Raw genomic sequence first — 26243 nt, 5'->3', positions numbered from 1 at the left:
TGATTGTGTCGATGATGTTAAACGATAAATTATGGTCACTTCTTTTTACGGTTTTGCCTGGTGTAAATAGAGTGCTACTGTTCTTTATAGTATCGCACGTAGTAACTACACATACTTTCGCGCTTTTCTCTTCGGTATATTCTATCGCTGTAATCATATCAATGATTGGTGGTGTTGGTGTTGGTACAGTAATTTTAAAGAATAATACTGAGTTTGGTATGCTGGGCTTCTTAAAAGCTACAATCATTGGTTTCGTGACAAGCATATGTTCAGCCATAATTATTTTATTTTTCTTTAAAGATGTTTTATCATCAAGTTGGCTAGGTTTAATTATTTTGTCTGTTGGTTTAATTATGAACCAAATACTCAGATATATGATCATCGTAAACAAAAGCTTTAAAATAGGTACATTTAACGAATTAGTACTTATGTTACCATCTTTAATTTTTTTGGTAATGAGCCAAATAGATTTAATTTCTATTTTAGGAATAATGTATATCATACAATCATTGCTGGTTGTTTTAATCTGCTTCAAGGATTCAAGCAATCCTAAACTGAATTACTTCAAGGGCGCTTTTTATATTGGTAACTCAAACCTCATCTCCTCTGGTATTCTGTATTTCCTGCCAATGATTGCATTTTCATTATCAGGGGCCGAGATAACTTCCATCATCTCCCTTATGGTAACAGCTGCCGGGATAATTACTGTCTTTCCAAGAGCTATGTTAAATTTGAAAGTAAAAGAACTTCATTTAATACTTTTAAATAATAAAGAACAATATTATGATCAATCAAGATGTTTCAAAAAACAAATAATATATATTATGTTGTTAGGATTCATTGCTATGATGGGCTATGTTTATCTTGCTGCTAAAAACGCATCAACAATTGAGATTATGATCGTTGGCTTATGTATTTTTTCATTTATTTCCGTTGGACAATACTCTATTATTGAATCAACATTAATAAATCTTGTCGGAAAAGAGAAGTTATCGTTATTGTTAAATGCTATCACGTTCACAATTTTCATCATTATGTATTACATTATGCATAAATTTATTTCGTTCCCACCTTTGATAGCTATTGTTATTTTAAGTGGTACTGTTCTTATTGCTTATTATATAAGATATTTTGTAATGAAAAAGGTATTGGCGGAGGTCTAATATGTCCTTTTTAACGTATAACAGCATCTTAAATGCAGAGTTTGATTGTTTTATTAGCACTACAAAAGCATCCTACAAATTTAGTATGGCTGATGGGGAAGGCTGTGTATATTATGATTCAAGCGATTGGTTAGATGAGCCGCACAACAACTCTAACAAAAGTGAGATAATTATTTCAGGGTGGTTTGTAAATGACAAATATGAACGTAATAATTTGAATTGGTTGCAAAAATGTCTTGATGAAGGTGAAGAGTTTACAACTATATCTAAAAAAATAATTTCTGGCATGTTTATATGTTTATACTACGATAAAGATGTTGGTAATGTTAAGGTCTTCACTGATCCGTTTTCGCTATCACCTCATTATTACAATATCTCTGACGGTAGTCTTCATATCTCTCCATGTGCAGCAATATTCTCTCAGCCTAAAAACAAAAGTATTGAAGAAATTCTTCTAGCACAAGGACATCTTTTCGGTAATTATACAATTTATGAAAACGTGTATCGTTTTATACCTGGAGATATTATTGAAATTGTAAACTCTGATATAAAAGTGTCTAACTATGGTTATGAAATTAATGCAGTTGATAATATTGATGTGATTCAGGAAGCTAGAGCACTTTTGTCAGCCACACCTTCTGAATTACAATCAATAGCATTATCGGCAGGATTCGATTCTAGATTTATACTCACTATTTCAGACCCTAAATTTGCGTATACATGGGGACCCGAAAATTCTGCTGACGTACAGAATGGTAAAAAATTGGCTGCATTTCGGAACATAATATTTGAATCTTTCAGATTTAAAAGTAACTCAGTTACTGAAACTGACAAGTCAATATGTAACCAGCTTTTTAGTGGAAGCGTCAGAGCATATAATCCCCAGTTTTTCAGTAACTATCGCCATGCTGCCAGTTTGTCGGTGAAAAATACAATAGCTCTTGATGGTTATTTAGGGGATGTATTGCAGCGAGGTGTTTACATGTCTTTTGGAGGTAAATTAGGTGAGTTTTATAAACTTTTTCCGTTTTTAACACCTTTATTATTAAAGCCTGAGTATTTGTTAAGAAAACGTTACAGGAAATTAAGCGATGAGCAATTTAATTATGTGTTGGAAGATTTTCATAATAAAACTTCAAAAATAAATGGCATAGACCCTTTACAAAAAGTGACTTACTATGAATTCATTTATGGACGAGGGCTTCGTTTTATTACCAGTGGAGCTTTAGTTATGAATCTTTGCTTTAAAACAACCATTCCACTATTTGCCTCACGCAATATATTTAATTACTTTATTAATAAAAAAGCCGCAGATATCTTAACGTATAAGACTTTCCATGAAGTATGGAAAAACCAAGATGCCTTTTATAGAAATATGAAGTCTGAGGGTGCCTACAGTCCTAGTACAAATCCAAAGCTAGTACCATTTTTAAATCTTTTCGGAAGAGTTATTACAAATTTCCATCCGAAATTTAAAAATTATACAAAGGAATAAGAATGAATATTCTTTTGATAAGTAACATGTATCCATCAAAAAAACATCCTGATTTTGGAGTATTTGTAGAGAGAATAGTAAACGAGCTCAAAGCCAGCGATAATGATATTGACTTGTGCGTGAGAGATAGTAAAGGTAAAAATAAACTTTCCAAAGTTATAAGCTACCTTAGCCTATATCTCAAAACTGCATATAAATTAATTTTTAATAAATACGACTACATATATTGTCATTATGTCTCGCATACAGCATTACCAATTTTAATTGCTTCATTTTTCGGCAAGAAAATGAACATTGTTAGCCATGTGCATGGCGGTGATATTAAGCTCTTAAAAGGGAGGAGTAAATTTTTTCATCGATTGAAAAATCAACTCACGAACTCTATTTTTAAAAAAAGTTCCACAATAATATGCCCTTCACCGAGTTATTCACAATTCTTGCTTGCAAATTTTAATGCCAACGATAAAAGCATTATCATTTATCCTTCTGGAGGCGTAGATAGATGCTTTAATTATGACGGGACTGTTATTAAATCCAAAGATGAAATTGTAATTGGATATGCTGGTAGGTTGGTTCAGTCAAAAAATGTTGATCTTATAATTAAGGCCCTCAAAGGAACTAAAAAGTTAAAGTTGTCAATTGTAGGAGAAGGTGAGCAGAAAAGTGAGTTGATGGCGATTAGCAAAGATTTAAATGTTGAATTCATCAATCCATTGCCTCATGCCGAACTGGCGTCTTGGTTTAAAAAAATAGATTTGTTAATTTATCCTTCTGAAAGTGAAAGCCTTGGTTTAGTTCCACTCGAGGCTATGGCTTGTGGAGTATATTGTATATTAACAAAAATACCCGCTTTTAATGAATTTAAAAGTCACGGGTTAAATTTCTTGCAAATTGATGATTTTGAGTCTGATGCGATTAGAGATGCTATTGTGAAGTTTTCCCTGTTTGGGGATGATGAGCTAAATATAATAAATAAAAAAAATAGTGAGATTGTTATTCAAAAATATGGAGCGGATAATGTTAAAGAGGTACTAAAAAGTGTTTTTCAATAAAAAAACTAAGCAAGTATTGATGTTTGTTTTTGGCGAAGGTGGACATGAAGCTCAGATGAATAGATTTGCGCCGAACCTTCTAAATAAACTTGATAATTACTATGCAATAACATTATCTGATTCTAAGAAAAAACCATCATGGTCTAATGAGCATTATATAACTCAAGAATTCAGAAACAAATATACTTGGATTAATGTCCTAAAAAACCTAGGGCCGCTGAACATTTTTTTTAAGACTCTCGTCATTATTCACCGAACTAACTGTCGTGCAATTATTACTACAGGTCCTGGTATTGCGATTTCTGCTGCAATTGCAGCGAAAATACTAAATGTTAAAATCATCCATATTGAAACATGGTCACGCTTTACAACACGCTCATTTTCCGGAAGAATTATGTATCATTTGGCTTCAAAATTTTATGTTCAAAATGAGTCGTTGTTGGAATTATACCCTAAAGCTATTTTTTCAGGAAGATTATGAAGGTTTTTGTAACTGTAGGTACAACTTCTTTTGATTCAATGATTAAACGTATTGATGAGTACTTTATAGGACGAAAAGACTACGAGGTAACGTTCCAGAAGGCTGATGGAAAATATATACCTCGTAGCGGTGAAAGCTTTAGTTTCACTGATGATATCCAAAGTTACTATATCAATTCCGATTTAATAATAACCCATTCCGGAGCTGGTACAATTTATTCCTTGGTTGAGCAACGGAAGAAAATAATAGCTGTTCCTAATTTGGAAAGAATAGATAAACATCAGATTGATCTAGCGTCTTATATGGAGAGGCTCGGTTATCTTTTAGTATGGTGGGATTACACTAACTTTGAAGATTTAATGAAGAGGATCGAAACCTTTGTACCAAATAAATATCACAAGATCCCTTTCAATAAGTATGAAGCAATAGCGGATTATATTAACTCATTGCCATAACCATATTGTTTATTGTGGTCTTTATAGTACGCCAAAATTTGTATATACTCAAAATAAAACCTAAGTTAAGATATTTATACTTACAAGCCGTGTATAGTCGCGGCGACCACACCTGACAGGAGTATGTAATGTCCAAGCAACAGATCGGCGTTGTCGGTATGGCAGTGATGGGGCGCAACCTGGCGCTCAACATCGAAAGCCGTGGTTATACCGTCTCCGTTTTCAACCGCTCCCGTGATAAGACCGAAGAAGTCATCGCTGAGAATCCAGGCAAAAAACTGGTTCCTTTCTATACGGTTAAAGAGTTCGTTGAGTCTCTGGAAACACCTCGTCGTATCCTGTTAATGGTGAAAGCGGGCGCAGGTACCGATGCAGCTATCGATTCACTGAAACCGTATCTGGATGAAGGCGACATCATTATCGATGGCGGCAACACCTTCTTCCAGGACACCATTCGTCGTAACCGTGAACTGTCTGCTGAAGGCTTCAATTTCATCGGTACCGGCGTATCCGGCGGTGAAGAGGGCGCTCTGAAAGGTCCATCCATCATGCCTGGCGGTCAGAAAGAAGCGTACGAACTGGTTGCGCCAATCCTGACTAAAATCGCAGCCGTAGCTGAAGACGGCGAGCCGTGCGTGACCTATATCGGTCCTGATGGCGCTGGTCATTACGTGAAAATGGTTCACAACGGCATTGAATATGGCGATATGCAGCTGATTGCTGAAGCCTACTCTCTGCTGAAGGGTGGCCTGAACCTCTCCAACGAGGAGCTCGCAGAGACCTTCACCGAGTGGAACAAAGGCGAGCTGAACAGCTACCTGATCGACATCACCAAAGATATCTTCACCAAGAAAGATGAAGAGGGTAAATACCTGGTTGATGTGATTCTGGATGAAGCTGCGAATAAAGGTACCGGTAAATGGACCAGCCAGAGCTCTCTGGATCTGGGTGAGCCATTATCCCTGATCACCGAATCCGTATTTGCACGTTATATCTCTTCTCTGAAAGAGCAACGCGTCGCGGCATCTAAGGTGCTGTCTGGTCCACAGGCTAAACCAGCCGGCGACAAAGCTGAGTTCGTTGAGAAAGTCCGTCGCGCGCTGTATCTGGGTAAAATCGTCTCTTACGCGCAGGGCTTCTCTCAGCTGCGCGCGGCATCTGACGAGAACAACTGGGATCTGAACTACGGTGAAATTGCGAAGATCTTCCGTGCCGGCTGTATCATTCGCGCTCAGTTCCTGCAAAAAATCACCGATGCCTATGCTGAAAACGCGGGTATCGCAAACCTTCTGCTGGCACCTTACTTCAAACAAATTGCTGACGAATATCAGCAGGCGCTGCGTGATGTTGTTGCGTACGCGGTGCAGAATGGTATCCCGGTTCCGACCTTCTCCGCTGCGGTGGCATATTACGACAGCTATCGTGCTGCCGTTCTGCCAGCGAACCTGATTCAGGCACAGCGTGACTACTTCGGTGCGCATACCTATAAACGTACGGATAAAGAAGGTGTGTTCCACACCGAATGGCTGGATTAATATACGGTTAGCCATGCCATCAAGCCCGGTAGCGATACCGGGCTTTTTTATCTTGCCCGATCCACCTACTGTTTAATGGAATAGATTGCGTGAAAATTCTAGTTACTGGCGGTGCCGGTTTTATCGGTTCCTCGGTTATCCGACATATTATTAGCAATACTCGGGATAGCGTTGTTAACGTTGATAAATTGACCTATGCCGGTAATCTGGAATCCTTGCGTGAAGTAAGCGATAGCGAACGCTATGTTTTTGAGCATGCCGATATATGTGATAAAGAGGCAATGGCGCGTATTTTTGCTACCCATCAGCCTGATGCGATAATGCACCTGGCTGCCGAGAGCCATGTCGACCGTTCTATTACCGGTCCCGCTGCGTTTATTGAAACCAATATTGTTGGCACCTATATCCTGTTAGAGACAAGTCGTGCTTACTGGTCTTCACTGGACGAGGCAGCAAAATCCGCCTTCCGTTTCCATCACATTTCAACTGATGAGGTTTACGGCGATCTGCCTCATCCCGATGAACATTCTGACTCCACCCTGTTACCGCTGTTTACCGAGAAAACAGCGTACCAGCCAAGCAGCCCTTACTCAGCGTCAAAAGCGTCCAGCGACCATTTAGTTCGAGCCTGGATACGCACCTATGGTTTACCCGGGATTGTGACAAATTGTTCGAATAATTATGGCCCATACCACTTTCCTGAAAAGCTGATTCCTCTTGTTATCCTTAATGCGCTGGATAATAAACCATTGCCGATTTACGGTAAGGGCGATCAAATCCGTGACTGGTTATACGTTGAAGACCATGCTCGTGCACTGTATACGGTTCTGACCACGGGTAAGCCGGGAGAAACCTATAATATTGGCGGTCATAACGAGAAGAAAAATATTGAAGTTGTTCAGACCATTTGTGATCTGCTCGATGACATGGTACCGAAAGAAACATCCTATCGCGCACAAATTACTTATGTCGCGGACCGACCAGGTCACGACAGACGTTATGCAATTGATGCTCATAAAATTAGCGACGAGCTTGGATGGACTCCTGTGGAAACCTTTGAAAGTGGCATCCGTAAAACGGTTGAATGGTATTTGAATAACCAGGAGTGGGTATCGAATGTAAAAAGCGGCGCCTATAAGAGCTGGATTGAGCAAAATTATGGGGAGCGTGAGTAAATGACGAAACGTAAAGGGATTATATTAGCTGGCGGATCGGGTACACGTCTTTATCCCGTGACTATGGCCGTAAGTAAGCAATTGTTGCCAATTTACGATAAGCCAATGATCTATTATCCGCTCTCTACGCTTATGCTGGCAGGTATACGGGATATTCTGATTATCAGCACGCCTCAGGACACTCCGCGTTTTGAACAACTGCTCGGGAACGGTAGTCAGTGGGGATTGCATATCCAGTATAAAGTGCAACCAAGTCCTGATGGACTGGCACAAGCTTTTATTCTGGGTGAAGAGTTTATCGGTGAGGATAATTGTGCGCTGGTATTAGGCGATAATATTTTCTACGGACACGATCTTCCCAGACTGCTTGAAGGCGCAGCAAGCCAGCAAGAGGGTGCGACCGTATTCGCCTATCATGTCAGCGACCCGGAACGCTATGGCGTCGTTGAGTTTGATAAAGACGGTACTGCAATTGGCCTTGAGGAGAAGCCTCAGCAACCCAAGAGTAATTACGCAATAACCGGTCTTTATTTTTACGACAACGATGTGATTGAGATGGCCAAAAGTTTAACTCCGTCCGAGCGAGGTGAACTCGAAATTACCGACATCAACCGCATCTATATGCAGCAGGGACGATTGTCTGTCGCGATGATGAGACGCGGTTATGCCTGGCTGGATACCGGAACGCATCAGAGTATGATCGAGGCAAGCAATTTTATCGCCACAATTGAAGAGCGACAGGGGCTAAAAGTTTCATGTCCTGAAGAGATTGCGTTCCGACGAGGTTTTATTGATGCCGAACAACTTCGGGTACTCGCTGAACCATTGAAAAAGACCGGGTATGGTCAGTATCTGCTGAATCTGACCAAGGGATTAGTCTGATTTGACGAAGTAAGCAGTTTTCCTCTGCTTACTCTCGACTGCCCTTTAACATCTTATTGTCGCTGTAAAACAGGTACTTTGCTTAGTGTAACGACAGGTCTTTTTGTTGAGCAAAAACATTTTTCAAAAAACCTGAAACCTTGACAGCGAATGAAGGTTAGCGATAAAAAACGCTTAGTTAATCATTGTGGTGACTGTGTTATGGTCATCAAAAACTCAAACGTGTAGAAGTCAAACAAATGAAAATAACTATCTCCGGAACAGGCTATGTTGGTCTCTCAAACGGTATTCTGATTGCACAAAACCATGAAGTGGTTGCGCTGGATATCGTGCAGGCAAAAGTGGACCTGCTTAACCAGAAGAAGTCCCCGATCGTCGATAAAGAGATTGAAGAATACCTCGCGACCAAACCGCTGAACTTCCGCGCTACCACGGACAAAGAAGACGCTTACCGCGATGCGGATTTCGTCATCATCGCCACGCCAACCGACTATGATCCTAAAACCAACTACTTCAATACCTCTACCGTTGAAGCGGTGATTAAAGACGTTACGGCAATCAACCCGAACGCAGTGATGATCATCAAGTCGACAATTCCAGTGGGTTTCACCAAATCGATTAAAGAAGAGTTGGGTATTGATAATGTCTTCTTCTCGCCGGAATTTCTCCGTGAGGGCAGGGCGTTATACGATAACCTGCACCCATCCCGTATCGTGATTGGCGAGCGTTCCGAGCGTGCGGAGCGTTTTGCTGCGTTGCTTCAGGAAGGCGCAATCAAAAAAGATATTCCGGTCCTGTTCACCGATTCCACCGAGGCAGAGGCCATTAAGCTTTTCGCCAATACCTATCTGGCGATGCGTGTGGCTTACTTCAACGAACTTGACAGCTATGCCGAGAGCTTAGGTCTGAACACCCGTCAGATCATCGAGGGCGTGTGTCTTGACCCGCGTATCGGTAACCATTACAACAACCCGTCCTTCGGTTACGGTGGTTACTGTCTGCCAAAAGATACCAAGCAGCTGCTGGCTAACTATCAGGCGGTGCCGAACAACCTGATTTCCGCCATTGTGGATGCCAACCGCACGCGTAAAGACTTCATCTCGGATTCCATTCTGGCGCGTCAGCCGAAAGTGGTGGGCGTGTATCGCCTGATCATGAAGAGCGGTTCCGATAACTTCCGCGCTTCTTCCATTCAGGGGATCATGAAGCGTATTAAGGCGAAGGGCGTACAGGTCATTATTTATGAACCGGCGATGCAGGAAGATGAGTTCTTCCACTCTCGCGTCATTCGCGATCTGGATGCATTCAAAAAAGAAGCGGACGTAATTATCTCCAACCGTATGGCGGAAGAGCTGGCGGACGTGAAAGATAAAGTCTATACCCGCGATTTGTTCGGCAGCGACTGATTAAAATCGTGATATAAAAAACCCGGCAATCTGCCGGGTTTTTTGTTTTTAAACGTTATAGAAGTTGCGGTACCAGTCGACGAAGTTTTTCACGCCTTCTTTGACTGAGGTTTGTGGTTTAAACCCAATAACGTCATACAGCGCTTTGGTGTCCGCACTGGTCTCCAGCACGTCACCCGGCTGGATTGGCATCATATTTTTCACCGCTTCTTTGCCCAGCGCCTCTTCAAGCGCGGTGATGTAATCCATCAGTTCGACAGGTGAACTGTTGCCGATGTTATACACGCGATACGGGGCAGAGCTGGTTGCTGGCGAACCGGTTTCGACTGTCCAGTCGGCATCGGCCTGAGGAATGACGTCCTGTAGGCGAATAATCGCCTCCGCAATATCATCGATATAGGTGAAGTCGCGCTTCATCTTGCCGTAGTTGTATACGTCGATGCTGTTGCCTTCAATCATGGCTTTGGTGAATTTGAACAGCGCCATGTCCGGTCGGCCCCACGGGCCATAGACGGTAAAGAAGCGCAGGCCAGTGGTCGGCAGATTGTACAGATGCGAATAGGTATGCGACATCAACTCATTGGCTTTTTTGGTTGCGGCATACAGCGATACCGGATGATCTACGGAGTCGTCAGTAGAAAACGGCATCTTACGGTTGAGGCCGTACACAGAGCTGGATGACGCATACAGAAGATGCTGAACCTTATTGTGGCGACAGCCTTCCAGCACGTTCAGGTGACCTAACAGGTTCGCATCAGCGTAGGCATGCGGGTTTTCCAGCGAGTAACGCACGCCCGCCTGTGCGGCAAGATGGATTACGCGGTCAAATTTCTCATTGGCGAAGAGCGCAGCCATGCCCTCGCGGTCCGCTAAGTCCAGCTTGTGGAAGGTGAAACTCCCGGATTTGAGCAGTTCGAGGCGAGCGAGCTTGAGGTTGGGGTCATAGTAATCATTCAGATTATCCATCCCAACAACTTCATGCCCTGCATCAAGCAGGCGCTTGCTGACATGAGAACCGATAAAGCCCGCCGCGCCAGTTACCAGAAATTTCATAGCTTCCCTCATTCACAGTCTTCTTGTTGATGTCCCAGGACATCAGAATCCGTCTATGATAGCGCGTCGCACTTCACTTACATAACCCATCTTTCCGATATAACTCATCGGATTCTTATAGAAAAATCGCCAGCAACAGATACACTAAGGAAACAAGATTATTTTTGCCCTTTTTCATCTGTTAGGGATTGTATGACGCAAAACAACAATAACCTGGTCACACGCAACAATGACCCGGAGCAAATTGATTTACTTGATGTAATGCTACAGCTGTGGCGTGGTAAGTGGGTAATAGGGGCTTTTATTGCTGCTTTTATCGTTCTTGCTGGCGTTTACATCACTGTAGCCAAAGAGAAATGGACGTCATCAGCCATCATAGCCCAGCCTGATGCGGCACAAATCGCCACCTATTCCAATGCATTGAATATCCTCTATGGCGGGGCAGCTCCCTCCATGTTAGACATTCAGAATCGTGCTATTGGACGTTTCAATTCCTCCTTCTCGGCATTAGCTCAGGCGCTGGAGAATCAGGAAGATCCGGAAAAACTGACTATTGAGCCTACCGTTAAAGGACAAAGTTTGCCTTTAACCGTAAGCTATCAGGGCGAATCCGCTGAAGCAGCTCAAAAGCAATTAGCTCAGTACATTCAGCAGGTTGACGAGCAGACGGCAAAAGAACTGACGCTTGATCTCAGAGATAACCTCAAGCAGCAGATCACAACCCTGAACGACTCCCTCCAGAATCAGGAGAAAGTTGCTCAGGAGCAGAAAGATCTACGCATCAAGCAGATTACTGAGGCGCTGAAGAACGCAGAAGCCGCTAAGATCACCACTCCGCAGCTTCAACAGACTCAGGATGTTACTCAGGAAACCATGTTCCTGTTGGGTACCGTAGCGCTCAAGTCAATGGTTGATAACGAAGCGTCTCGCCCGCTGGTCTTCTCAGGCGCTTACTACCAAACCAAACAAAATTTACTGGATATTCAGAACCTCAACGTTAACCCAGACACTATTCACGTCTATCGTTACGTCATGAAGCCGAACCTGCCTATCCGACGCGACAGCCCGAAAATTGCTATTACCCTCATCCTTGCCGTACTGCTCGGCGGAATTATCGGTTCTGGTGTCGTCCTCGGCCGTAACGCGCTGAGAAACTACAAGCCAAGAGCCTGATTTACACACAAAAAAAGACCGGGTCTCCCCGGTCTTTTTTTATTTATGTCGTTTCCGCAAATTCTCAATCACCGCCGTTAAATCCAGCTCCTGATCCTGAAGCAGCACCAGCAGGTGATACATCAAATCCGACGCTTCGTTCGTCAGCTCCTCACGGTCATGCACGGTGGCCGCCAGCGCCGTTTCAACACCTTCTTCACCCACTTTCTGCGCAATCCGTTTGGTGCCGCTGGCGTACAGCTTCGCCGTGTACGAGCTCTCAGGATCCGCTGATTTACGCTCTGCCAGCAATTGTTCCAGCTGATAGAGGAACAGCCACTGGTGGCTCGCCTCGCCAAAGCAGCTGCTGGTGCCTTTGTGGCAGGTCGGCCCAATCGGGTTGACCAGCACCAGCAGGGTGTCGTTGTCGCAGTCTGGCGTAATGCCGACCACATTCAGGAAGTGACCCGAGGTTTCCCCTTTCGTCCACAGGCGCTGTTTGGTGCGCGAGAAAAACGTCACCTTGCCGCTGTCGAGCGTTTTTGCCAGTGCCTCCTGATTCATGTATCCCAGCATCAGCACTTCGCCTGAAACGGCATGCTGTACAACCGCCGGCAGTAATCCGTCAGTTTTTTCCCAGTCCAGCTGCGCCTGTTGTTGCTCTGTTAACATACCCTGATCTCCACGCCCTGGTCGGCCAGGTACGTTTTTAACTCACCAATATTGATAATCTGTTTGTGGAACACGGAGGCCGCCAGCGCGCCGTCCACGTTCGCATCGCGGAAGGCGTCAAGGAAGTGTTCCATGGTGCCTGCGCCGCCGGAGGCAATCAGCGGAACCTGGCAGACCGCGCGCACTTTTTTCAGCTGCTCGAGGTCGTAACCGTTGCGTACGCCGTCCTGGTTCATCATGTTCAGCACGATCTCACCCGCGCCGCGTTTTTGTACTTCCTGCACCCAGTCCAGCGTCTCCCATTGGGTGACGCGCGTGCGGCTTTCATCGCCGGTGTACTGGTTAACGTGATATTTGCCCGTCGCGGTATCAAACCAGGTGTCGATCCCCACGACAATGCACTGCACGCCAAAGCGGTCCGCCAGACGCGTAATCAGCTCCGGATCTGCAAGCGCAGGGGAGTTAATCGAAATTTTGTCCGCACCGAAAGAGAGAATTTTCGCCGCATCGTCAGCAGATTTAATCCCGCCCGCCACGCAGAAGGGAATATCAATCACCTCTGCCACGCGCGCCACCCAGCTTTTATCCACCACGCGGCCATCGCTGGAGGCTGTGATATCGTAAAATACCAGTTCGTCTGCGCCTTCTTCGGCATAGCGTTTTGCCAGTGGAACGATGTCGCCAATGATCTCGTGGTTGCGGAACTGCACGCCTTTTACAACCTGACCATCACGCACGTCCAGGCAGGGAATTATCCGTTTTGCCAGCATTGAATCGCCTCCTTCACCGTAAATTTGCCTTCCAGCAGCGCGCGACCCACGATCACGCCACGTACACCGGTTCCGCGCAGAGCGGCGATATCCGCCAGGTCGCCGATACCGCCAGAGGACTGAAACGCCACCTGCGGATAACGGGCGCAAACCTCTTCATACAGTGAGACGTTAGAGCCTGCGAGCGTACCATCGCGTGAAATATCCGTGCACAGGACGTGCTTCAGCCCTACGGGGAGATACATCCCGACCAGCTCTTCCAGCGTTACGCCGGAGTTTTCCTGCCAGCCGCTGACCGCGACCTGCTTGTTACCCTGCGCGTCAATGCGCACATCCAGCGCCAGCACCAGCGCATCCGCACCGAAGCGGCGGAACCAGCCCTTGACACTTTCAGGATCTTTCACAGCGGTCGAACCGACTACCACGCGCGCCACGCCCGCGTCCAGTAAGGCGGCAACATCGGCTTCCGTACGCACGCCGCCGCCCACCTGCACCGGGACGTCCACGCCAGCCACCAGTGTTTTAAGCAGCGGGATCTGGCGTTTGGCCGGATCTTTCGCGCCGGTCAGATCGACCAGGTGCAACACCTCAGCGCCCTCGGCGGCGTAAGCCTGTAACCGCGGCAGCGGGTCGTTGCCGTAGTCGCGCTGCTGTCCGTAATCGCCCTGGTGGAGACGAACAACCGTGCCGTCAATTAAATCTAAAGCGGGAATTATCATCACATCTCCAGGAAATTTTTCAGCAGTTGCGCACCGGCGGCGCCGGAGCGTTCCGGGTGAAACTGCACGCCGTAAAAGTTATCTTTCTGCACGGCGGCGGTGAACGCCTCGCCGTAATTGCACTGGGCGATGGTGTAGGCATTCACGGGCATGGCGTAGCTGTGAACAAAATAGAAGTACGCGCCGTCTTCAATACCCTGGAACAGCCTGTTGCCCGCCTTCGGATAAACGCGGTTCCAGCCCATGTGCGGCAGCGGCAGGCCGTGGTCGGTCATTTTCGGCACGTCTTCTTCAATAATGCCCAGCAGATCAACGCCGTTGCTCTCTTCGCTGCGGCGGCCAAGCAGCTGCATGCCGAGGCAAATGCCCAGCACCGGTTGAGTACAGGCTTTGATGAGATCCACCAGCTCGCGCTCATGGATCTGATCCATCGCCGCCTGGGCGGTGCCAACGCCCGGCAGAAAGAGTTTATCCGCACGCAGCACCACGTCCGGGTCGCGGCTCACCACCGGCTCGTAGCCGTGGCGCATAATCGCCGACAGTACGGAGTTCAGGTTGGCGCATCCGGTGTCCAGAATCACCACGTTCATTACAGCACTCCTTTCGACGAGGGCAGGGCGTCACCTTCCACGCGGATCGCCTGGCGCAGGGTACGGCCAAAGGCTTTGAACAGGCTCTCGACGCGGTGGTGATCGTTTTTGCCTTTGGTTTTCAGGTGCAGCGTCAGGCCCATGGTGTAAGAAAGCGAGCGGAAGAAGTGTTCCACCATCTCGGTGCTGAGATCGCCCACGCGCTGGTAGGTAAAGTCGGCTTTGTATTCCAGGTGCGGACGCCCGGAGATATCCATCGCGCAGCGCGCCAGGCACTCGTCCATCGGCAGAACAAAGCCGAAGCGGTTGATACCGCGCTTGTCGCCGAGCGCCAGCTTCAGGGCTTCGCCCAGCGCCAGGCCGGTATCTTCCACGGTGTGGTGATCGTCGATATACAGGTCGCCCTTAACGGTGATCTCCATACGGAAGCCGCCGTGAGTGGCGATTTGATCCAGCATGTGGTCAAAGAAACCGACGCCGGTGTGGATCTTGCTGCCGCCTTCGCGGTCGAGCCAGACCTTCACGTCGATCTGCGTCTCTTTGGTGTTGCGTTCAACGTGGGAATAGCGGTCGCGTCGGGTGAGCTGCTCGCCAATCATCGCCCAGTTTAGCGTGTCGCGGTTATAGCGCAGGCCCGCAATGCCCATGTTGTCCGCCAGCGTGATATCCGTGACGCGATCGCCGATCACATAGCTGTTGCCTTTATCCAGCGCCTCTTCCGCCAGATAACGTTCAACAAGCTTCACTTTTGGCTTGCGGCAGTCGCACTCGTCGGCAGGCATATGCGGGCAGATCAGCACTTCGTCGAAGGCGATGCCCTGCGAGGTCAGCACCTGCATCATCAGGTTGTGCGGGCCGTCAAAGTCTACCTGCGGGAAGCTGTCGGTGCCCAGACCGTCCTGGTTGGTGATCATCACCAGCTTATAGCCTGCTTTCTGAAGCTTCAGCAGCACCGGGATCACATCGGGTTCAAAGGCCAGCTTGTCGAAACGATCGACCTGAAAATCGCTGGGTGGCTCCGAGATGATGGTGCCGTCACGATCGATAAAGAGATACTTCTGACTCATACTTTCTCCGCTTTCAGGGCGTCAATCACGCGCTGGCTCTCTGCACGGGTGCCGACGGTAATACGCAGGCAGCCGCTCAGGGTAGGTTGTTTATTCTGGTCTCGTAAGATAATGCCCTGATCCCACAACGATTTAAATATCGCGCTTGAGGCGGTGAAGCGCACCAGGATGTAGTTGGTTTCCGAGTCGAACACCTGCTCCACGCACGGAATCGTTTTAAGGGCATCGACAAGATACTGACGCTCTTCCAGGATCTGCGCCACACGCTCGCGCATCGCGCTGATGCCCTGCGGGGCCAGCGCCTGTGCCGCAATATCGGCAACCGGCGTTGAGAGCGGATACGGGGCGATCACTTTCAGCAGCAGGTCGATAACCGCTTTATTCGCCAGCGTAAATCCACAGCGAAGGCCGGCGAGGGCGAAGGCTTTGGAAAGGGTACGCAGCACAACGAGATGCGGATACTCCTCAAGCCAGCCTGTCAGCGTCGCCTGCGGGCAGAACTCAATATAGGCTTCGTCGGCCACGACCAGCGCCTTGCCGCGCGTCATCTCCAGCAGGGTGCGGATATCCTGCGGATGAATAATCTGCCCGGTGGGGTTGTTCGGGCTACAGACAAACACCACCTTCACGCCGTCGAGGTTATCGGCGATGCCCTGCAAATCCAGCTGCCAGTTGTCGAGCGCCTGCACGTTGCGGCAGGACACGCCAAAGGTTTCGGCGCTGACGCTGTACATCCCGTAGGTAGGCTGGCAGTACATTACCGCGTCTTTACCCGGCTCACAGAAGGCGCGGATCAGCAGCTCAATCCCTTCATCAGCCCCACGGCTGACCAGCACCTGCTCAGGCTTCACGCCTGCATACTGCGCATAGTTCTCGATCACCGCTTTCGGCTGACACTCCGGGTAGCGGTTCAGCGTCTGCTGCGAGAGCTCAAAGGCCACCGCCGTGGGATATTCATTGGCATTCAGCCAGACGTCGCCGTTGCCGCCCAGACGACGCGCAGACTGATAGGGCGTCAGGCGACGGACATTTTCGCGGGCTAATTCTTCGATGTTCATGCTTGCTCCTTCAGGGCGGCAACGCGCAGCGTCACGGCATTTTTGTGGGCAGTCAGGCGCTCGGCGGCGGCCAGGGTTTCAATGGTCGACGCCAGCGAGGCAAATCCCTCGCGGGAGAGTTCCTGCACGGTCATGCGCTTCTGGAAATCCGCCAGCCCCAGGCTGGAGCAGGTTGAGGTATAGCCATACGTCGGCAGCACGTGGTTGGTGCCGGAGGCGTAATCCCCGGCGGATTCGGGTGACCAGTCCCCGAGGAACACTGAGCCTGCGCTGGTTATGCTGTCGACCAGATCGCGCGCGTTGCGGGTCTGAATAATCAGGTGCTCAGGACCGTACTGGTTGGAGATGGCGATGCACTGGTCAAGATCGCGGGCCACAATCAGGCGGCTGGCGGATAGCGCCTGACGCGCCGTTTCCGCACGCGGCAGGTCAGCCAGCTGACGCTCAACGGCGTCGCCCACGCGTTTTGCCATGTCGGCATCTGGCGTCAGTAAAATCACCTGCGAGTCAGGGCCGTGCTCGGCCTGCGAGAGCAGGTCAGAGGCCACGAAATCCGGTGTAGCGCCGCTGTCGGCAATCACCAGCACTTCAGACGGACCGGCAGGCATATCAATCGCCGCGCCGTCCAGACGCTGGCTGACCTGGCGCTTCGCCTCGGTCACGTAGGCATTGCCCGGGCCAAAGATTTTGTCGACCTTAGGAATGGATACTGTTCCGAACGCCAGGGCAGAAATCGCCTGCGCACCGCCCACTTTATAGATCGCCTGCACGCCGCACAGCTTCGCCGCGTACAGGATCTCATCGGCGATCGGTGGCGGAGAGCAGAGCACCACCTTCTGACAACCGGCAATACGTGCCGGGGTGGCCAGCATCAGGACGGTCGAAAACAGCGGGGCAGAGCCGCCGGGAATATAGAGGCCGACGGACGCCACCGGGCGTGTCACCTGCTGGCAGCGTACGCCGGGCAGGGTTTCCACATCCACCGCCTGCAATTTCTGCGCGGTGTGGAAGGTATCAATATTTTTCACCGCGACGGCCATCGCCTGTTTGATGTCATCACCCAGACGATTGCTGGCATCAATGATTTCCTGCTCGGTAACCTGTAACGCGTCGACCTCAGTTTTATCAAACTTCGCGCTATACTCGCGCAGCGCGTCGTCCCCGCGGGCTTTGACGTTATCAAGGATCTCCGCCACGGTGCGGGTGATGCTCTCCGAGGCGGAAATTGCCGGGCGCATCAGCAGCTCGCGCTGTTGCGCGTCGCCACAGGTATTCCAGTCGATGATTGTGTTAAAGCTCATGGTCGTTACTCCATCATCTTCTCAATTGGCAGCACCAGAATGGAGCTTGCGCCCAGCGCCTTCAGTTTTTCCATGGTTTCCCAGAACAGGGTTTCGCTGCTCACCATGTGCATCGCCACGCGCTGCTGGTCGCCCGCCAGCGGCAGAATGGTTGGACGCTCAGCGCCCGGCAGCAGGGCAATCACTTCGTCCAGGCGCTCGGTCGGCGCATGCATCATGATGTATTTGGATTCACGCGCCTGAATCACGCCCTGAATGCGGGTCAGCAGCTTGTCGATGAGCTGCTGTTTGGCGTCGGCCATCTCGCCGTCGCGCTGGATAAGGCACGCTTTGGAGCGGTAGATCACCTCCACTTCGCGCAGGCCGTTCGCTTCGAGCGTGGCGCCGGTGGAGACGAGGTCACAGATGGCATCGGCCAGGCCCGCACGTGGCGCCACTTCAACGGAGCCGTTCAGCAGACAGGATTTAAACTGCACGCCTTTTTGATCGAGGTAACGCTTCAGCAGGTGAGGGTAAGAGGTGGCGATACGTTTGCCGTTCAGCGCGGCCGGGCCGTCCCAGGCTTCATCGACCGGCGTAGCCAGCGACAGGCGGCAGCCGCCAAAGTCCAGACGACGCAGGGTAAAGTAGCGCGGATCTTCGCCCTGCGCGCGGCGGGTTAATAATTCTTCTTCCAGTACGTTTTCGCCGATGATGCCGAGATCAACGACGCCATCCATCACCAGGCCCGGGATATCGTCATCACGTACGCGCAGAATGTCGATCGGCATATTTTCAGCCAGGGCGATCAGGCGCTGGGTGTGCAGGTTGATTTTAATCCCGCAGCGGGCCAGCAGTTCGCGTGAATCGTCGCTTAAACGGCCTGATTTTTGAATAGCTATGCGTAAACGTGAGTTATCTAACATTCTGTGTTCCTCGTTAACCTGTTTTAACCTGTCTGAATGCGGTCCAAAAAAAAGCCCCCGGAAGAAGATCTTCCGGGGGCTTTTTCATGCGTTCATGCACCACTGGAAGATCCAAACGTCTTCCAGCACACATCGCCTGAAAGACTAGTCAGGATGATGGTGATGATGGTGGTTTTTAAAAGGAACGCGTGTCATATAAATTCTCGTTGAATGCTTATGCATTTGATGTCTTTTAACCTAAACCAGTTGTACGCCATAAAGCAAGGGCTTTTTTTGATCATTAATTCATTTCATATTGATGGTATGAATTGTGCGTTCCACCAGGCTGGCGTAGCCTTATAACAGGCATCGTTAAGCGGAGAATGTAATGAAAAAGGTCGCGATTGTCGGGTTAGGATGGTTAGGAATGCCACTGGCGATGTCATTAGCCGCGAAAGGCTGGCAGGTGACAGGGAGTAAGACCACCCGAGATGGGGTTGAAGCGGCACGCATGTGCGGCATTGATGGTGTCGAGCTGCGTCTCGAACCCGAGCTTATCTGCGATACCGACGAGCTGGATGAACTGATGAATGTGGACGCGCTGGTCATTACCTTACCGGCGCGGCGCAGCGGCCCGGGTGAGTCTTTTTACTTGCAGGCGGTGCAGGAGATCGTCGACAGCGCCCTGGCGCACCATATTCCGCGTATCATTTTCACCAGCTCCACCTCCGTCTATGGCGATATCGACGGTACGGCGAAAGAAAACACCGAGCGCCGTCCGGTGACCGCCAGCGGCCGGGTACTGAAAGAGCTGGAAGACTGGCTGCACAATCTGCCTGGCACGCAGGTGGATATCTTACGTCTGGCCGGGTTGGTGGGGCCGGGGCGTCATCCGGGGCGCTTCTTTGCCGGTAAATCCGCGCCGGATGGCCAGCACGGGGTTAATCTTGTGCATCTTGAGGATGTTATCGGCGCAATAGAACTGCTTTTGCAGGCTCCGAAAGGGGGGCACATCTATAATATATGTGCGCCTTCGCATCCGCCGCGCAGTACCTTTTATCCGCTGATGGCGCGCCAGCTGGGTCTGGCGCCACCGGTATTCAGCGAGGCGCAGGGGGAACGCAAAGGCAAAATTATTGATGGCAATCGTATTTGCCATGAACTGGGATTTGAATATCAGTATCCCGATCCGCTGGTTATGCCCATGGAATAATTGCGCCGGCGGAGACAATCGCACACCGCAAGGGGGCGAAGATGAAACCGCTGCTGGATGTTCTTGTTATTCTGGATGCGCTGGAAAAAGAGGGGAGCTTTGCCGCCGCCTCGGCGAAGCTCTATAAAACCCCTTCGGCTCTGAGCTACACCGTGCAAAAGCTCGAGAGCGATCTGAATATCCAAATCCTTGACCGCACCGGGCATCGCGCGCGTTTCACCCGTACAGGGCAGATGCTGCTGGAAAAAGGGCGTGACGTGCTGCATACGGTTCGCGAGCTGGAAAAACAGGCCGTCAAACTTCACCAGGGCTGGGAAAATGAGCTGGTAATTGGGGTTGATGATACATTCCCTTTCTCCCTGCTCACTCCGCTTATTGAGGCGTTCTATCAGCGCCATAGCGTCACCCGGCTGGTTTTTATCAATGGCGTGCTGGGCGGTTCCTGGGAGGCCCTGACGCAGGGCAGGGCGGATATCATCGTTGGCGCGCTGCATGAGCCTCCCCAGTTGAGCGAATTTGGTTTTGCGCGGCTCGGCGTTCTGGAGCAGGTTTTTGCCGTTGCGCCTCATCACCCGCTGGCGAATGAACCGGAGCCTGTTACCCGACGCGTCATTAAAAACTATCGTGCCATTGTGGTTGGAGACAGTTCTCGCCCCGAGTGCGGCATTTCATCGCAGCTGCTGGATGAGCAGGAGGCCATCACCGTTTTTGATTTTAAAACCAAGCTGGAGCTGCAAATAAGCGGCCTGGGGTGCGGTTACCTTCCCCGTTATTTAGCGCAGCGGTTTATTGACAGCGGAGCGCTGGTGGAAAAACAGGTTTTAGCGCAAAGCAGTAACGAATCGGTATGGGTAGGCTGGAATGAACAGACCGCCGGGCTTGCCAGCGCCTGGTGGCGAGACGAAATTTTAGCAAATAGTGCTATCGCCACAGTTTACGCTCAGGCAGATGATGGGAAATCAATCAGTTAGTAAAATTAATTTATGGGCAGGTTTCTCAATGTATTGCCTTTTGTATCTGGAATAGGGCAAAATGCCGCCGCTGCAAACAAATGAATAATCGACGATATAAAAGGCGTCGGTTATTTTTTTTTGCATGTACGAAACGAAACTAAAAACCAAGAGGCCGGGCTTCGTACCGGATAGATATTTACTAAAATCCGACAGTTGTTGTCGCTGAGGAAGAAAGAAATGGGGCAATTTTTCGCTTACGTGGCGGTTATCACCGTAAAGGAGAATAACTATGTCGCATAACGCAACTCCAAACACCTCTCGCGTGGAATTACGTAAAACGCTTACGTTGATTCCGGTTGTTATGATGGGCCTTGCCTATATGCAACCGATGACGCTGTTCGATACATTCGGTATCGTATCAGGCCTTACTGACGGTCACGTTGCAACGGCGTACGCCTTTGCGCTGGTCGCCATCCTCTTTACAGCGCTGAGCTACGGTAAACTGGTTCGCCGTTTCCCGTCCGCAGGCTCTGCGTACACCTATGCTCAGAAATCCATTAGCCCGGCGGTTGGCTTTATGGTGGGCTGGTCATCACTGCTGGACTACCTGTTCATGCCGATGATCAACATTCTGCTGGCAAAAATTTACTTCGAAGCGCTGGTGCCTTCCGTGCCGTCGTGGATCTTCGTTGTGGCGCTGGTGGCCTTTATGACCATCTCTAACCTGCGCAGTATCAAGACCGTGGCTAACTTCAACACCCTGATTGTGATCCTTCAGATGGGGATTGTTGCGGTTATCGTTGGGCTGATCATCTACGGCGTTTCCCACGGTGAAGGCGCAGGTACGCTGACCAGCACCCGTCCGTTCTGGTCTGAAGGCGCTCACGTAGTGCCAATGATCACCGGTGCGACTATCCTGTGCTTCTCGTTCCTGGGCTTCGACGGTATCTCTTCTCTGTCTGAAGAGACCAAAGACGCTGAGCGCGTGATCCCGAAAGCGATTTTCCTGACCGCGCTGATTGGCGGCCTGATCTTCATTGGTGCGTCTTACTTCTTACAGCTGTACTTCCCGGATATCTCTCGCTTTAAAGATCCGGATGCATCACAGCCTGAAATTATGCTGTACGTGGCGGGTAAAACCTTCCAGTGGGGCGTGCTGATCTTCTCCAGCGTCACCGTACTGGCTTCCGGTATGGCTGCGCACGCGGGCGTTTCTCGTCTGATGTACGTGATGGGCCGTGACGGTGTGTTCCCAACCCGCTTCTTCGGTTACGTGCATCCTAAATGGCGTACCCCGGCGTGGAACGTGCTGCTGGTGGGCGCTATTGCCCTGCTGGCGATTAAATTCGACCTGGTAACGGCCACGGCGCTGATTAACTTTGGTGCGCTGGTGGCGTTCACCTTCGTTAACCTCTCCGTGATTTCGCAGTTCTGGATCCGTGAGAAGCGCAACAAGACGCTGAAGGACCACATCAACTATCTGGTGCTGCCAGTGTGTGGTGCCCTGACGGTGGGCGCCCTGTGGATCAACCTGGAAGAGAGCTCAATGGTTCTGGGTCTGATCTGGGGTGCAATCGGTCTGATTTACCTGGCTTGCGTGACCAGAAGCTTCCGCAACCCGGTTCCTCAGTACGAAGACGTCGCGTAAGACTGTGTCGGGTGACGGCTATGCTCAACCCGACCTACAGTTTCGTAGGCCGGGTAAGCGTTAGCGCCACCCGGCAAAAAAAAGCCGGAGACATCGCCTCCGGCTTTTTTGTACCCGCTACTCAGACAATTTCTTGCGCATACTGGAACAGCGCTTTCAGCAGCGCCTGCTTCTCAGCATTCCCTTCATACTGACCGTAAAGCATCTCCAGCTCCTGGGCGTAGCTATTAAGAAACTCCGGCGTAAACACGTTGCGCCGATGCTGTAACCAGCGTTCCTGCTCTGCTTCATCCAGCGTGCCGGGATAGTTGCGCGCGCGATAATTAAACATCAGCTTCTCAATGCGCTTATCTGCGAAGGTGATATCCAGCGCGGGCAGGTTACGCGGGTCGGTTTGCAGCACGATATTCATCGCCGCGCGATCGGCGTCGCTGAAGAAGCCGTTATAAAGCTGCGCATCCACATTCTCAGACGGCACGAACGGCTCTGCTTCGGCAAAAATGGCGACGACTTTCTCGCGCACATGCGGGTTGTCGCGCAGCACTTTCAGGTTATCGAGGCAGTGCTGACGGTTAATCCCCAGCCGGTCGGCGTCTTCCGGGCGCAGCGTGTTGGCCTGCGCCAGCACCGGGCACTTATTGATGTGCACCAGTTTTACCGGTACGGCTGGCAGGTCACCCAGCGCCTCTTTCGGGGTATAGAGCCGTTCACGTAAGGTGTCGCTGTCGAGCTCAAGCAGCGGGGAGATATCTCCGGCGAGATCCACCATGATGACGGCGTTACGGTTGTCCGGATGCCAGGCAAGCGGCGCCACCCAGCTTGTATTCCCGCGCCACGCACCGAACATCCCTGAAATATGCACCAGCGGTTTCATCTGCGGCACGTCAATTAGCGTCATCAGCTTTTGCTTGCTGCGATGGCTCAACAGATACTCAAACAGGCGCGGCTGCGCGGTTTTTACAAGTTTCGCCATAGCGATGGTCGCGTAAACGTCTGCCATCGCGTCGTGGGCGTTGCTGTGCTCAATGCCGTTGGCCCGCGTCAGGTGCTCGAGCCTGAAGCTCGGCAAGCCGTCGTCGTTCTCCGGCCAGTTAATCCCCTCCGGGCGCAGCGCATAGCAGGCGCGCATGATATCCAGCAAATCCCAGCGTGAATTACGGTTCTGCCAGCTCCAGGCATACGGATCGTAGAAGTTGCGGTAGAAGATATTGCGCGTCACTTCATCGTCAAAACGGATATTGTTGTAACCCACCACGCAGGTATTGGGCACCGTGAACAGGTCGTGGATGCGACGAGCAAATTCTGCTTCGCTAACGCCTTTATCCCGCGCTTCCTGAGGCGTGATGCCCGTCACCATTACCGCGCCCGGCTGCGGCAGATAGTCATCGGCGGGCTTACAGTAAAACACCTCGGGTTCGCCGATGACGTTAAATTCGTCATCGGTACGGATAGCCGCAAACTGCGCCGGTCGGTCCAGCGCCGGATGGGTGCCAAAGGTTTCGTAATCGTGGAACAAAAAAGTCGGGCGCGCGGCAGAGTCAGACACCAGTAATCTCATCCTGTTAAAAATTGACGTCTCTATGGTAAACGATTGGGGTGAGCAGTCCGAATAAAAAGCACCGTCAGGCAAGAAATTTGCGAGATTTGTTCCGAAAAAATCTGCGTGCTGTCACATTTTTTTGCAATTAAGGCAGGTAACGACATCAGAACTCCCGTAAAAAGGTCATCGATTTTTACTGACCTGAGGATATACCGTTGAAACGCCGTCTGTTTATTGCTGTTTCTTTACTCGCTTCGAGTATTTCATCCGCGCTGGCTGCCGAGCCGCTGGATTTTTCACCTCAGCCGCCTGCCATCCAGGCTGGCTCCTGGGTATTGATGGATTACACCACGGGTCAAATCTTAACGGCGGGCAACGAACATCAGCAGCGTAATCCGGCGAGCCTGACCAAACTGATGACGGGGTACGTTGTCGATCGTGCCATTGATAGCCACCGCATCAGCCCCGATGACATTGTGACGGTCGGACGTGACGCCTGGGCAAAAGGCAATCCGGTCTTTGACGGTTCGTCGCTGATGTTTCTGAAGGAGGGCGATCGGGTTTCCGTGCGCGATCTCAGCCGCGGCCTGATTGTTGATTCCGGCAATGACGCCTGCGTGGCGCTGGCGGATCACGTGGCGGGCGGTCAGCCGCAGTTCGTCAGGATGATGAATGACTACGTTGAAAAGCTGAACCTGCGCGATACCCACTTCGAAACCGTACACGGGCTGGATGCACCGGGTCAGCACAGCTCCGCTTACGATCTCGCCGTGCTTTCCCGGGCCATCATTCACGGCGAGCCTGAGTTCTATCACATGTACAGCGAAAAGAGCCTGACCTGGAACGGCATCACCCAGCAGAACCGCAACGGCCTGCTGTGGGATAAGACCATGAACGTGGATGGCCTGAAAACGGGTCACACCTCGGGCGCGGGCTTTAACCTGATTGCCTCCGCGGTGGACGGTCAGCGTCGACTGATTGCTGTGGTGATGGGGGCAGACAGCCCGAAAGGACGTGAAGATCAGGCGCGCAAGCTGCTGCACTGGGGACAGCAAAATTTTGATACGGTGCAGATCCTGCATAACGGTAAAAAAGTGGGAACCGAGCGCATCTGGTACGGCGATAAAGAGCAGATCGCGCTGGGCACGGATCAGGACTTCTGGCTGGCATTACCCAAATCGGAAGTGCCGAACATCAAGGCGAAATACGTGATGGATAAAAAAGAGCTGGAAGCGCCGATCGCCGCGCATCAGCGGGTAGGGGAGATCCAGCTGTACGATCGTGACAAGGTGGTAGCGCACTGGCCATTGGTTACGCTGGAAAGCGTTGAAAAGGGCGGCCTTTTCTCCCGTATTGGCGATTATCTGCATCATAAACTCTGACCTTTTTGGGCAGACTGGCAGTGTTGCGAGTCTGCTCACATAATAAACACTCCTGGTTTGCCGTTAATCTCGATTCTGCTTTACAGTGTATATATATACAGTAATAAACGGAGGCAGCATGGACTACAGCATCAGGCAGCAACAGAAACGTACGATCGCTGGCTTTCATCTCGTGGGGCCGTGGGAAAAGACGGTCAAGCAGGGATTTGAACAGCTGGTCATGTGGGTAGACGGGCGTCATATTCAGCCGCAGGAGTGGGTGGCCGTTTATTATGACAATCCGGATGACGTGCCGGCAGAAAAGCTCCGCTGCGTTACCGCCGTAACGGTAACGGACGATTTCACTATCCCTGAAAACAGCGAAGGGGTGATGATGACCGAAATTGCTGCCGGAGAGTATGCTATTGCCGCCGCGCGCGTCGAAAATCATGATTTCGCCACTCCGTGGTATCAGTTCTTCAACTCCCTGCTGGAAGACAACAAATTCCAGATCGCGGCAAAACCCTGCTTCGAACGCTATCTGAACGATGGCAATGCTGACGGCTACTGGGATATTGAGATGTTTGTACCGGTAGAGCACAAAGTGGGATAATCCTG

The 26243-nt window shown here is 50.1% G+C and carries 27 protein-coding genes and 1 other annotated feature; of the genes, 16 read left to right on the top strand and 11 right to left on the bottom strand.

Annotation, left to right across the window (positions count from 1 at the left end):
* The first annotated feature begins 5 nt into the window (after window positions 1–5).
* The 9 genes from ACJTMZ_RS04370 (at window position 6) to ugd (ending at window position 9644) form a co-directional block, all read left to right on the top strand.
* Window positions 6–1163 carry a hypothetical protein gene (locus ACJTMZ_RS04370; protein ID WP_126340339.1) on the top strand — a complete coding sequence of 386 codons (1158 nt, stop codon included), beginning with the start codon at window positions 6–8 and terminating at the stop codon, window positions 1161–1163.
* Window position 1164: 1 nt separating this feature from the next.
* Window positions 1165–2658, top strand: a complete 1494-nt coding sequence (locus tag ACJTMZ_RS04365) for a hypothetical protein (protein ID WP_047056186.1) — start codon at window positions 1165–1167, stop codon at window positions 2656–2658.
* Between the two features lie 2 nt (window positions 2659–2660).
* Complete coding sequence (locus ACJTMZ_RS04360; RefSeq protein ID WP_047056188.1) at window positions 2661–3710, top strand: glycosyltransferase family 4 protein; 1050 nt, start codon at window positions 2661–2663, stop codon at window positions 3708–3710.
* Window positions 3697–4191, top strand: coding sequence for a PssD/Cps14F family polysaccharide biosynthesis glycosyltransferase (pssD, locus tag ACJTMZ_RS04355; protein ID WP_229685514.1), 495 nt, complete (start codon window positions 3697–3699; stop codon window positions 4189–4191). Before ACJTMZ_RS04360 ends, pssD begins: the two co-directional genes overlap by 14 nt.
* A complete protein-coding gene (pssE, locus tag ACJTMZ_RS04350) occupies window positions 4188–4646 on the top strand; it encodes a PssE/Cps14G family polysaccharide biosynthesis glycosyltransferase (protein ID WP_047056189.1) in 459 nt (152 codons plus the stop codon). The genes pssD and pssE overlap by 4 nt, the downstream gene beginning before the upstream one ends.
* A 128-nt stretch (window positions 4647–4774) precedes the next feature.
* A complete protein-coding gene (gndA, locus tag ACJTMZ_RS04345) occupies window positions 4775–6181 on the top strand; it encodes an NADP-dependent phosphogluconate dehydrogenase (protein ID WP_252010688.1) in 1407 nt (468 codons plus the stop codon).
* 89 nt (window positions 6182–6270) lie between these two features.
* On the top strand, window positions 6271–7356 hold the full coding sequence (gene rfbB, locus ACJTMZ_RS04340; protein ID WP_408626872.1) for a dTDP-glucose 4,6-dehydratase: 1086 nt from the start codon (window positions 6271–6273) through the stop codon (window positions 7354–7356).
* Window positions 7357–8238 (top strand): glucose-1-phosphate thymidylyltransferase RfbA, encoded by an 882-nt coding sequence (gene rfbA / locus ACJTMZ_RS04335; protein WP_017693099.1) that lies wholly within the window; start codon window positions 7357–7359, stop codon window positions 8236–8238.
* Between the two features lie 239 nt (window positions 8239–8477).
* Entirely contained in the window at window positions 8478–9644 is a 1167-nt protein-coding gene (gene ugd / locus ACJTMZ_RS04330) for a UDP-glucose 6-dehydrogenase (RefSeq protein ID WP_017693100.1), read from the top strand.
* A 48-nt stretch (window positions 9645–9692) separates the two neighbouring features.
* On the opposite strand, the gene ACJTMZ_RS04325 is transcribed toward ugd, so the two are convergent.
* Window positions 9693–10697, bottom strand: coding sequence for an NAD-dependent epimerase (locus ACJTMZ_RS04325; RefSeq protein ID WP_047055211.1), 1005 nt, complete (start codon window positions 10695–10697; stop codon window positions 9693–9695).
* A 192-nt stretch (window positions 10698–10889) separates the two neighbouring features.
* Here ACJTMZ_RS04325 and wzzB point away from each other — a divergent pair, with 192 nt between their 5' ends.
* Entirely contained in the window at window positions 10890–11870 is a 981-nt protein-coding gene (wzzB, locus tag ACJTMZ_RS04320; RefSeq protein ID WP_047055210.1) for an LPS O-antigen chain length determinant protein WzzB, read from the top strand.
* Between the two features lie 39 nt (window positions 11871–11909).
* On the opposite strand, the gene hisIE is transcribed toward wzzB, so the two are convergent.
* The 9 genes from hisIE to hisL form a co-directional block, all read right to left on the bottom strand.
* Window positions 11910–12521, bottom strand: a complete 612-nt coding sequence (gene hisIE, locus ACJTMZ_RS04315) for a bifunctional phosphoribosyl-AMP cyclohydrolase/phosphoribosyl-ATP diphosphatase HisIE (RefSeq protein WP_047056192.1) — start codon at window positions 12519–12521, stop codon at window positions 11910–11912.
* A complete protein-coding gene (hisF, locus tag ACJTMZ_RS04310) occupies window positions 12515–13291 on the bottom strand; it encodes an imidazole glycerol phosphate synthase subunit HisF (RefSeq protein WP_015572394.1) in 777 nt (258 codons plus the stop codon). The genes hisIE and hisF overlap by 7 nt, the downstream gene beginning before the upstream one ends.
* On the bottom strand, window positions 13273–14010 hold the full coding sequence (hisA, locus tag ACJTMZ_RS04305; RefSeq protein WP_015572395.1) for a 1-(5-phosphoribosyl)-5-[(5-phosphoribosylamino)methylideneamino]imidazole-4-carboxamide isomerase: 738 nt from the start codon (window positions 14008–14010) through the stop codon (window positions 13273–13275). Before hisA ends, hisF begins: the two co-directional genes overlap by 19 nt.
* Entirely contained in the window at window positions 14010–14600 is a 591-nt protein-coding gene (gene hisH, locus ACJTMZ_RS04300; protein WP_252010687.1) for an imidazole glycerol phosphate synthase subunit HisH, read from the bottom strand. The genes hisA and hisH overlap by 1 nt, the downstream gene beginning before the upstream one ends.
* Window positions 14600–15667, bottom strand: a complete 1068-nt coding sequence (gene hisB, locus ACJTMZ_RS04295; protein ID WP_015572397.1) for a bifunctional histidinol-phosphatase/imidazoleglycerol-phosphate dehydratase HisB — start codon at window positions 15665–15667, stop codon at window positions 14600–14602. The genes hisH and hisB overlap by 1 nt, the downstream gene beginning before the upstream one ends.
* Window positions 15664–16725: a histidinol-phosphate transaminase gene (gene hisC / locus ACJTMZ_RS04290; RefSeq protein WP_015572398.1), complete on the bottom strand. Its 1062-nt coding sequence runs from the start codon at window positions 16723–16725 to the stop codon at window positions 15664–15666. The genes hisB and hisC overlap by 4 nt, the downstream gene beginning before the upstream one ends.
* The gene (hisD, locus tag ACJTMZ_RS04285) at window positions 16722–18026 is read right to left on the bottom strand and encodes a histidinol dehydrogenase (RefSeq protein ID WP_047056193.1); all 1305 of its coding nucleotides are present in this window, start codon (window positions 18024–18026) and stop codon (window positions 16722–16724) included. Before hisD ends, hisC begins: the two co-directional genes overlap by 4 nt.
* A gap of 5 nt (window positions 18027–18031) precedes the next feature.
* On the bottom strand, window positions 18032–18931 hold the full coding sequence (hisG, locus tag ACJTMZ_RS04280) for an ATP phosphoribosyltransferase (protein WP_000886595.1): 900 nt from the start codon (window positions 18929–18931) through the stop codon (window positions 18032–18034).
* A 45-nt stretch (window positions 18932–18976) separates the two neighbouring features.
* Window positions 18977–19100 (bottom strand) — a sequence feature (His leader region).
* Complete coding sequence (gene hisL, locus ACJTMZ_RS04275) at window positions 19076–19126, bottom strand: his operon leader peptide (RefSeq protein WP_099516347.1); 51 nt, start codon at window positions 19124–19126, stop codon at window positions 19076–19078. It overlaps the preceding feature by 25 nt.
* A 172-nt stretch (window positions 19127–19298) precedes the next feature.
* On the opposite strand from hisL, the gene ACJTMZ_RS04270 reads away from it, so the two are divergent.
* The 4 genes from ACJTMZ_RS04270 to ACJTMZ_RS04255 all read left to right on the top strand — a co-directional run bounded on the left by ACJTMZ_RS04270 (window position 19299) and on the right by ACJTMZ_RS04255 (window position 22724).
* Window positions 19299–20123, top strand: a complete 825-nt coding sequence (locus tag ACJTMZ_RS04270) for an SDR family oxidoreductase (RefSeq protein WP_017383300.1) — start codon at window positions 19299–19301, stop codon at window positions 20121–20123.
* A 41-nt stretch (window positions 20124–20164) separates the two neighbouring features.
* Window positions 20165–21094: a LysR substrate-binding domain-containing protein gene (locus tag ACJTMZ_RS04265; RefSeq protein WP_015572401.1), complete on the top strand. Its 930-nt coding sequence runs from the start codon at window positions 20165–20167 to the stop codon at window positions 21092–21094.
* Window positions 21095–21313: 219 nt separating this feature from the next.
* A complete protein-coding gene (gene yoeI, locus ACJTMZ_RS04260) occupies window positions 21314–21376 on the top strand; it encodes a membrane protein YoeI (RefSeq protein ID WP_099458931.1) in 63 nt (20 codons plus the stop codon).
* Window positions 21366–22724 carry an APC family permease gene (locus ACJTMZ_RS04255; protein ID WP_006811203.1) on the top strand — a complete coding sequence of 453 codons (1359 nt, stop codon included), beginning with the start codon at window positions 21366–21368 and terminating at the stop codon, window positions 22722–22724. Before yoeI ends, ACJTMZ_RS04255 begins: the two co-directional genes overlap by 11 nt.
* A gap of 121 nt (window positions 22725–22845) precedes the next feature.
* Here ACJTMZ_RS04255 and sbcB read toward each other — a convergent pair whose 3' ends face one another.
* Window positions 22846–24282 (bottom strand): exodeoxyribonuclease I, encoded by a 1437-nt coding sequence (sbcB, locus tag ACJTMZ_RS04250; protein ID WP_369700083.1) that lies wholly within the window; start codon window positions 24280–24282, stop codon window positions 22846–22848.
* A 191-nt stretch (window positions 24283–24473) separates the two neighbouring features.
* On the opposite strand from sbcB, the gene dacD reads away from it, so the two are divergent.
* Together dacD and sbmC are read left to right on the top strand one after the other, a co-directional pair.
* On the top strand, window positions 24474–25646 hold the full coding sequence (gene dacD, locus ACJTMZ_RS04245) for a serine-type D-Ala-D-Ala carboxypeptidase DacD (protein WP_060460480.1): 1173 nt from the start codon (window positions 24474–24476) through the stop codon (window positions 25644–25646).
* A gap of 118 nt (window positions 25647–25764) precedes the next feature.
* On the top strand, window positions 25765–26238 hold the full coding sequence (sbmC, locus tag ACJTMZ_RS04240; RefSeq protein WP_017383302.1) for a DNA gyrase inhibitor SbmC: 474 nt from the start codon (window positions 25765–25767) through the stop codon (window positions 26236–26238).
* The last annotated feature ends 5 nt before the right edge of the window (window positions 26239–26243 follow it).

This window comes from Enterobacter sp. DN (assembly GCF_046054285.1).
Classification (GTDB): Bacteria; Pseudomonadota; Gammaproteobacteria; order Enterobacterales; family Enterobacteriaceae; genus Enterobacter; species Enterobacter hormaechei_C.
This window is presented reverse-complemented; position numbering and strand designations above follow the sequence as displayed.

Coding starts and splice junctions, on each gene's coding strand:
- wzzB (WP_047055210.1), top strand. CDS start 10,890: ATGACGCAAAACAACAATAACCTGGTCACACGCAACAATGACCCGGAG.
- hisC (WP_015572398.1), bottom strand. CDS start 16,725: ATGAACATCGAAGAATTAGCCCGCGAAAATGTCCGTCGCCTGACGCCC.
- hisD (WP_047056193.1), bottom strand. CDS start 18,026: ATGAGCTTTAACACAATCATCGACTGGAATACCTGTGGCGACGCGCAA.
- hisA (WP_015572395.1), bottom strand. CDS start 14,010: ATGATAATTCCCGCTTTAGATTTAATTGACGGCACGGTTGTTCGTCTC.
- ACJTMZ_RS04365 (WP_047056186.1), top strand. CDS start 1,165: ATGTCCTTTTTAACGTATAACAGCATCTTAAATGCAGAGTTTGATTGT.
- hisF (WP_015572394.1), bottom strand. CDS start 13,291: ATGCTGGCAAAACGGATAATTCCCTGCCTGGACGTGCGTGATGGTCAG.
- pssE (WP_047056189.1), top strand. CDS start 4,188: ATGAAGGTTTTTGTAACTGTAGGTACAACTTCTTTTGATTCAATGATT.
- rfbA (WP_017693099.1), top strand. CDS start 7,357: ATGACGAAACGTAAAGGGATTATATTAGCTGGCGGATCGGGTACACGT.
- hisG (WP_000886595.1), bottom strand. CDS start 18,931: ATGTTAGATAACTCACGTTTACGCATAGCTATTCAAAAATCAGGCCGT.
- ugd (WP_017693100.1), top strand. CDS start 8,478: ATGAAAATAACTATCTCCGGAACAGGCTATGTTGGTCTCTCAAACGGT.
- ACJTMZ_RS04255 (WP_006811203.1), top strand. CDS start 21,366: ATGTCGCATAACGCAACTCCAAACACCTCTCGCGTGGAATTACGTAAA.
- ACJTMZ_RS04325 (WP_047055211.1), bottom strand. CDS start 10,697: ATGAAATTTCTGGTAACTGGCGCGGCGGGCTTTATCGGTTCTCATGTC.
- hisH (WP_252010687.1), bottom strand. CDS start 14,600: ATGAACGTGGTGATTCTGGACACCGGATGCGCCAACCTGAACTCCGTA.
- sbcB (WP_369700083.1), bottom strand. CDS start 24,282: ATGAGATTACTGGTGTCTGACTCTGCCGCGCGCCCGACTTTTTTGTTC.
- hisIE (WP_047056192.1), bottom strand. CDS start 12,521: ATGTTAACAGAGCAACAACAGGCGCAGCTGGACTGGGAAAAAACTGAC.
- hisB (WP_015572397.1), bottom strand. CDS start 15,667: ATGAGTCAGAAGTATCTCTTTATCGATCGTGACGGCACCATCATCTCG.
- ACJTMZ_RS04265 (WP_015572401.1), top strand. CDS start 20,165: ATGAAACCGCTGCTGGATGTTCTTGTTATTCTGGATGCGCTGGAAAAA.
- sbmC (WP_017383302.1), top strand. CDS start 25,765: ATGGACTACAGCATCAGGCAGCAACAGAAACGTACGATCGCTGGCTTT.
- ACJTMZ_RS04360 (WP_047056188.1), top strand. CDS start 2,661: ATGAATATTCTTTTGATAAGTAACATGTATCCATCAAAAAAACATCCT.
- ACJTMZ_RS04270 (WP_017383300.1), top strand. CDS start 19,299: ATGAAAAAGGTCGCGATTGTCGGGTTAGGATGGTTAGGAATGCCACTG.
- gndA (WP_252010688.1), top strand. CDS start 4,775: ATGTCCAAGCAACAGATCGGCGTTGTCGGTATGGCAGTGATGGGGCGC.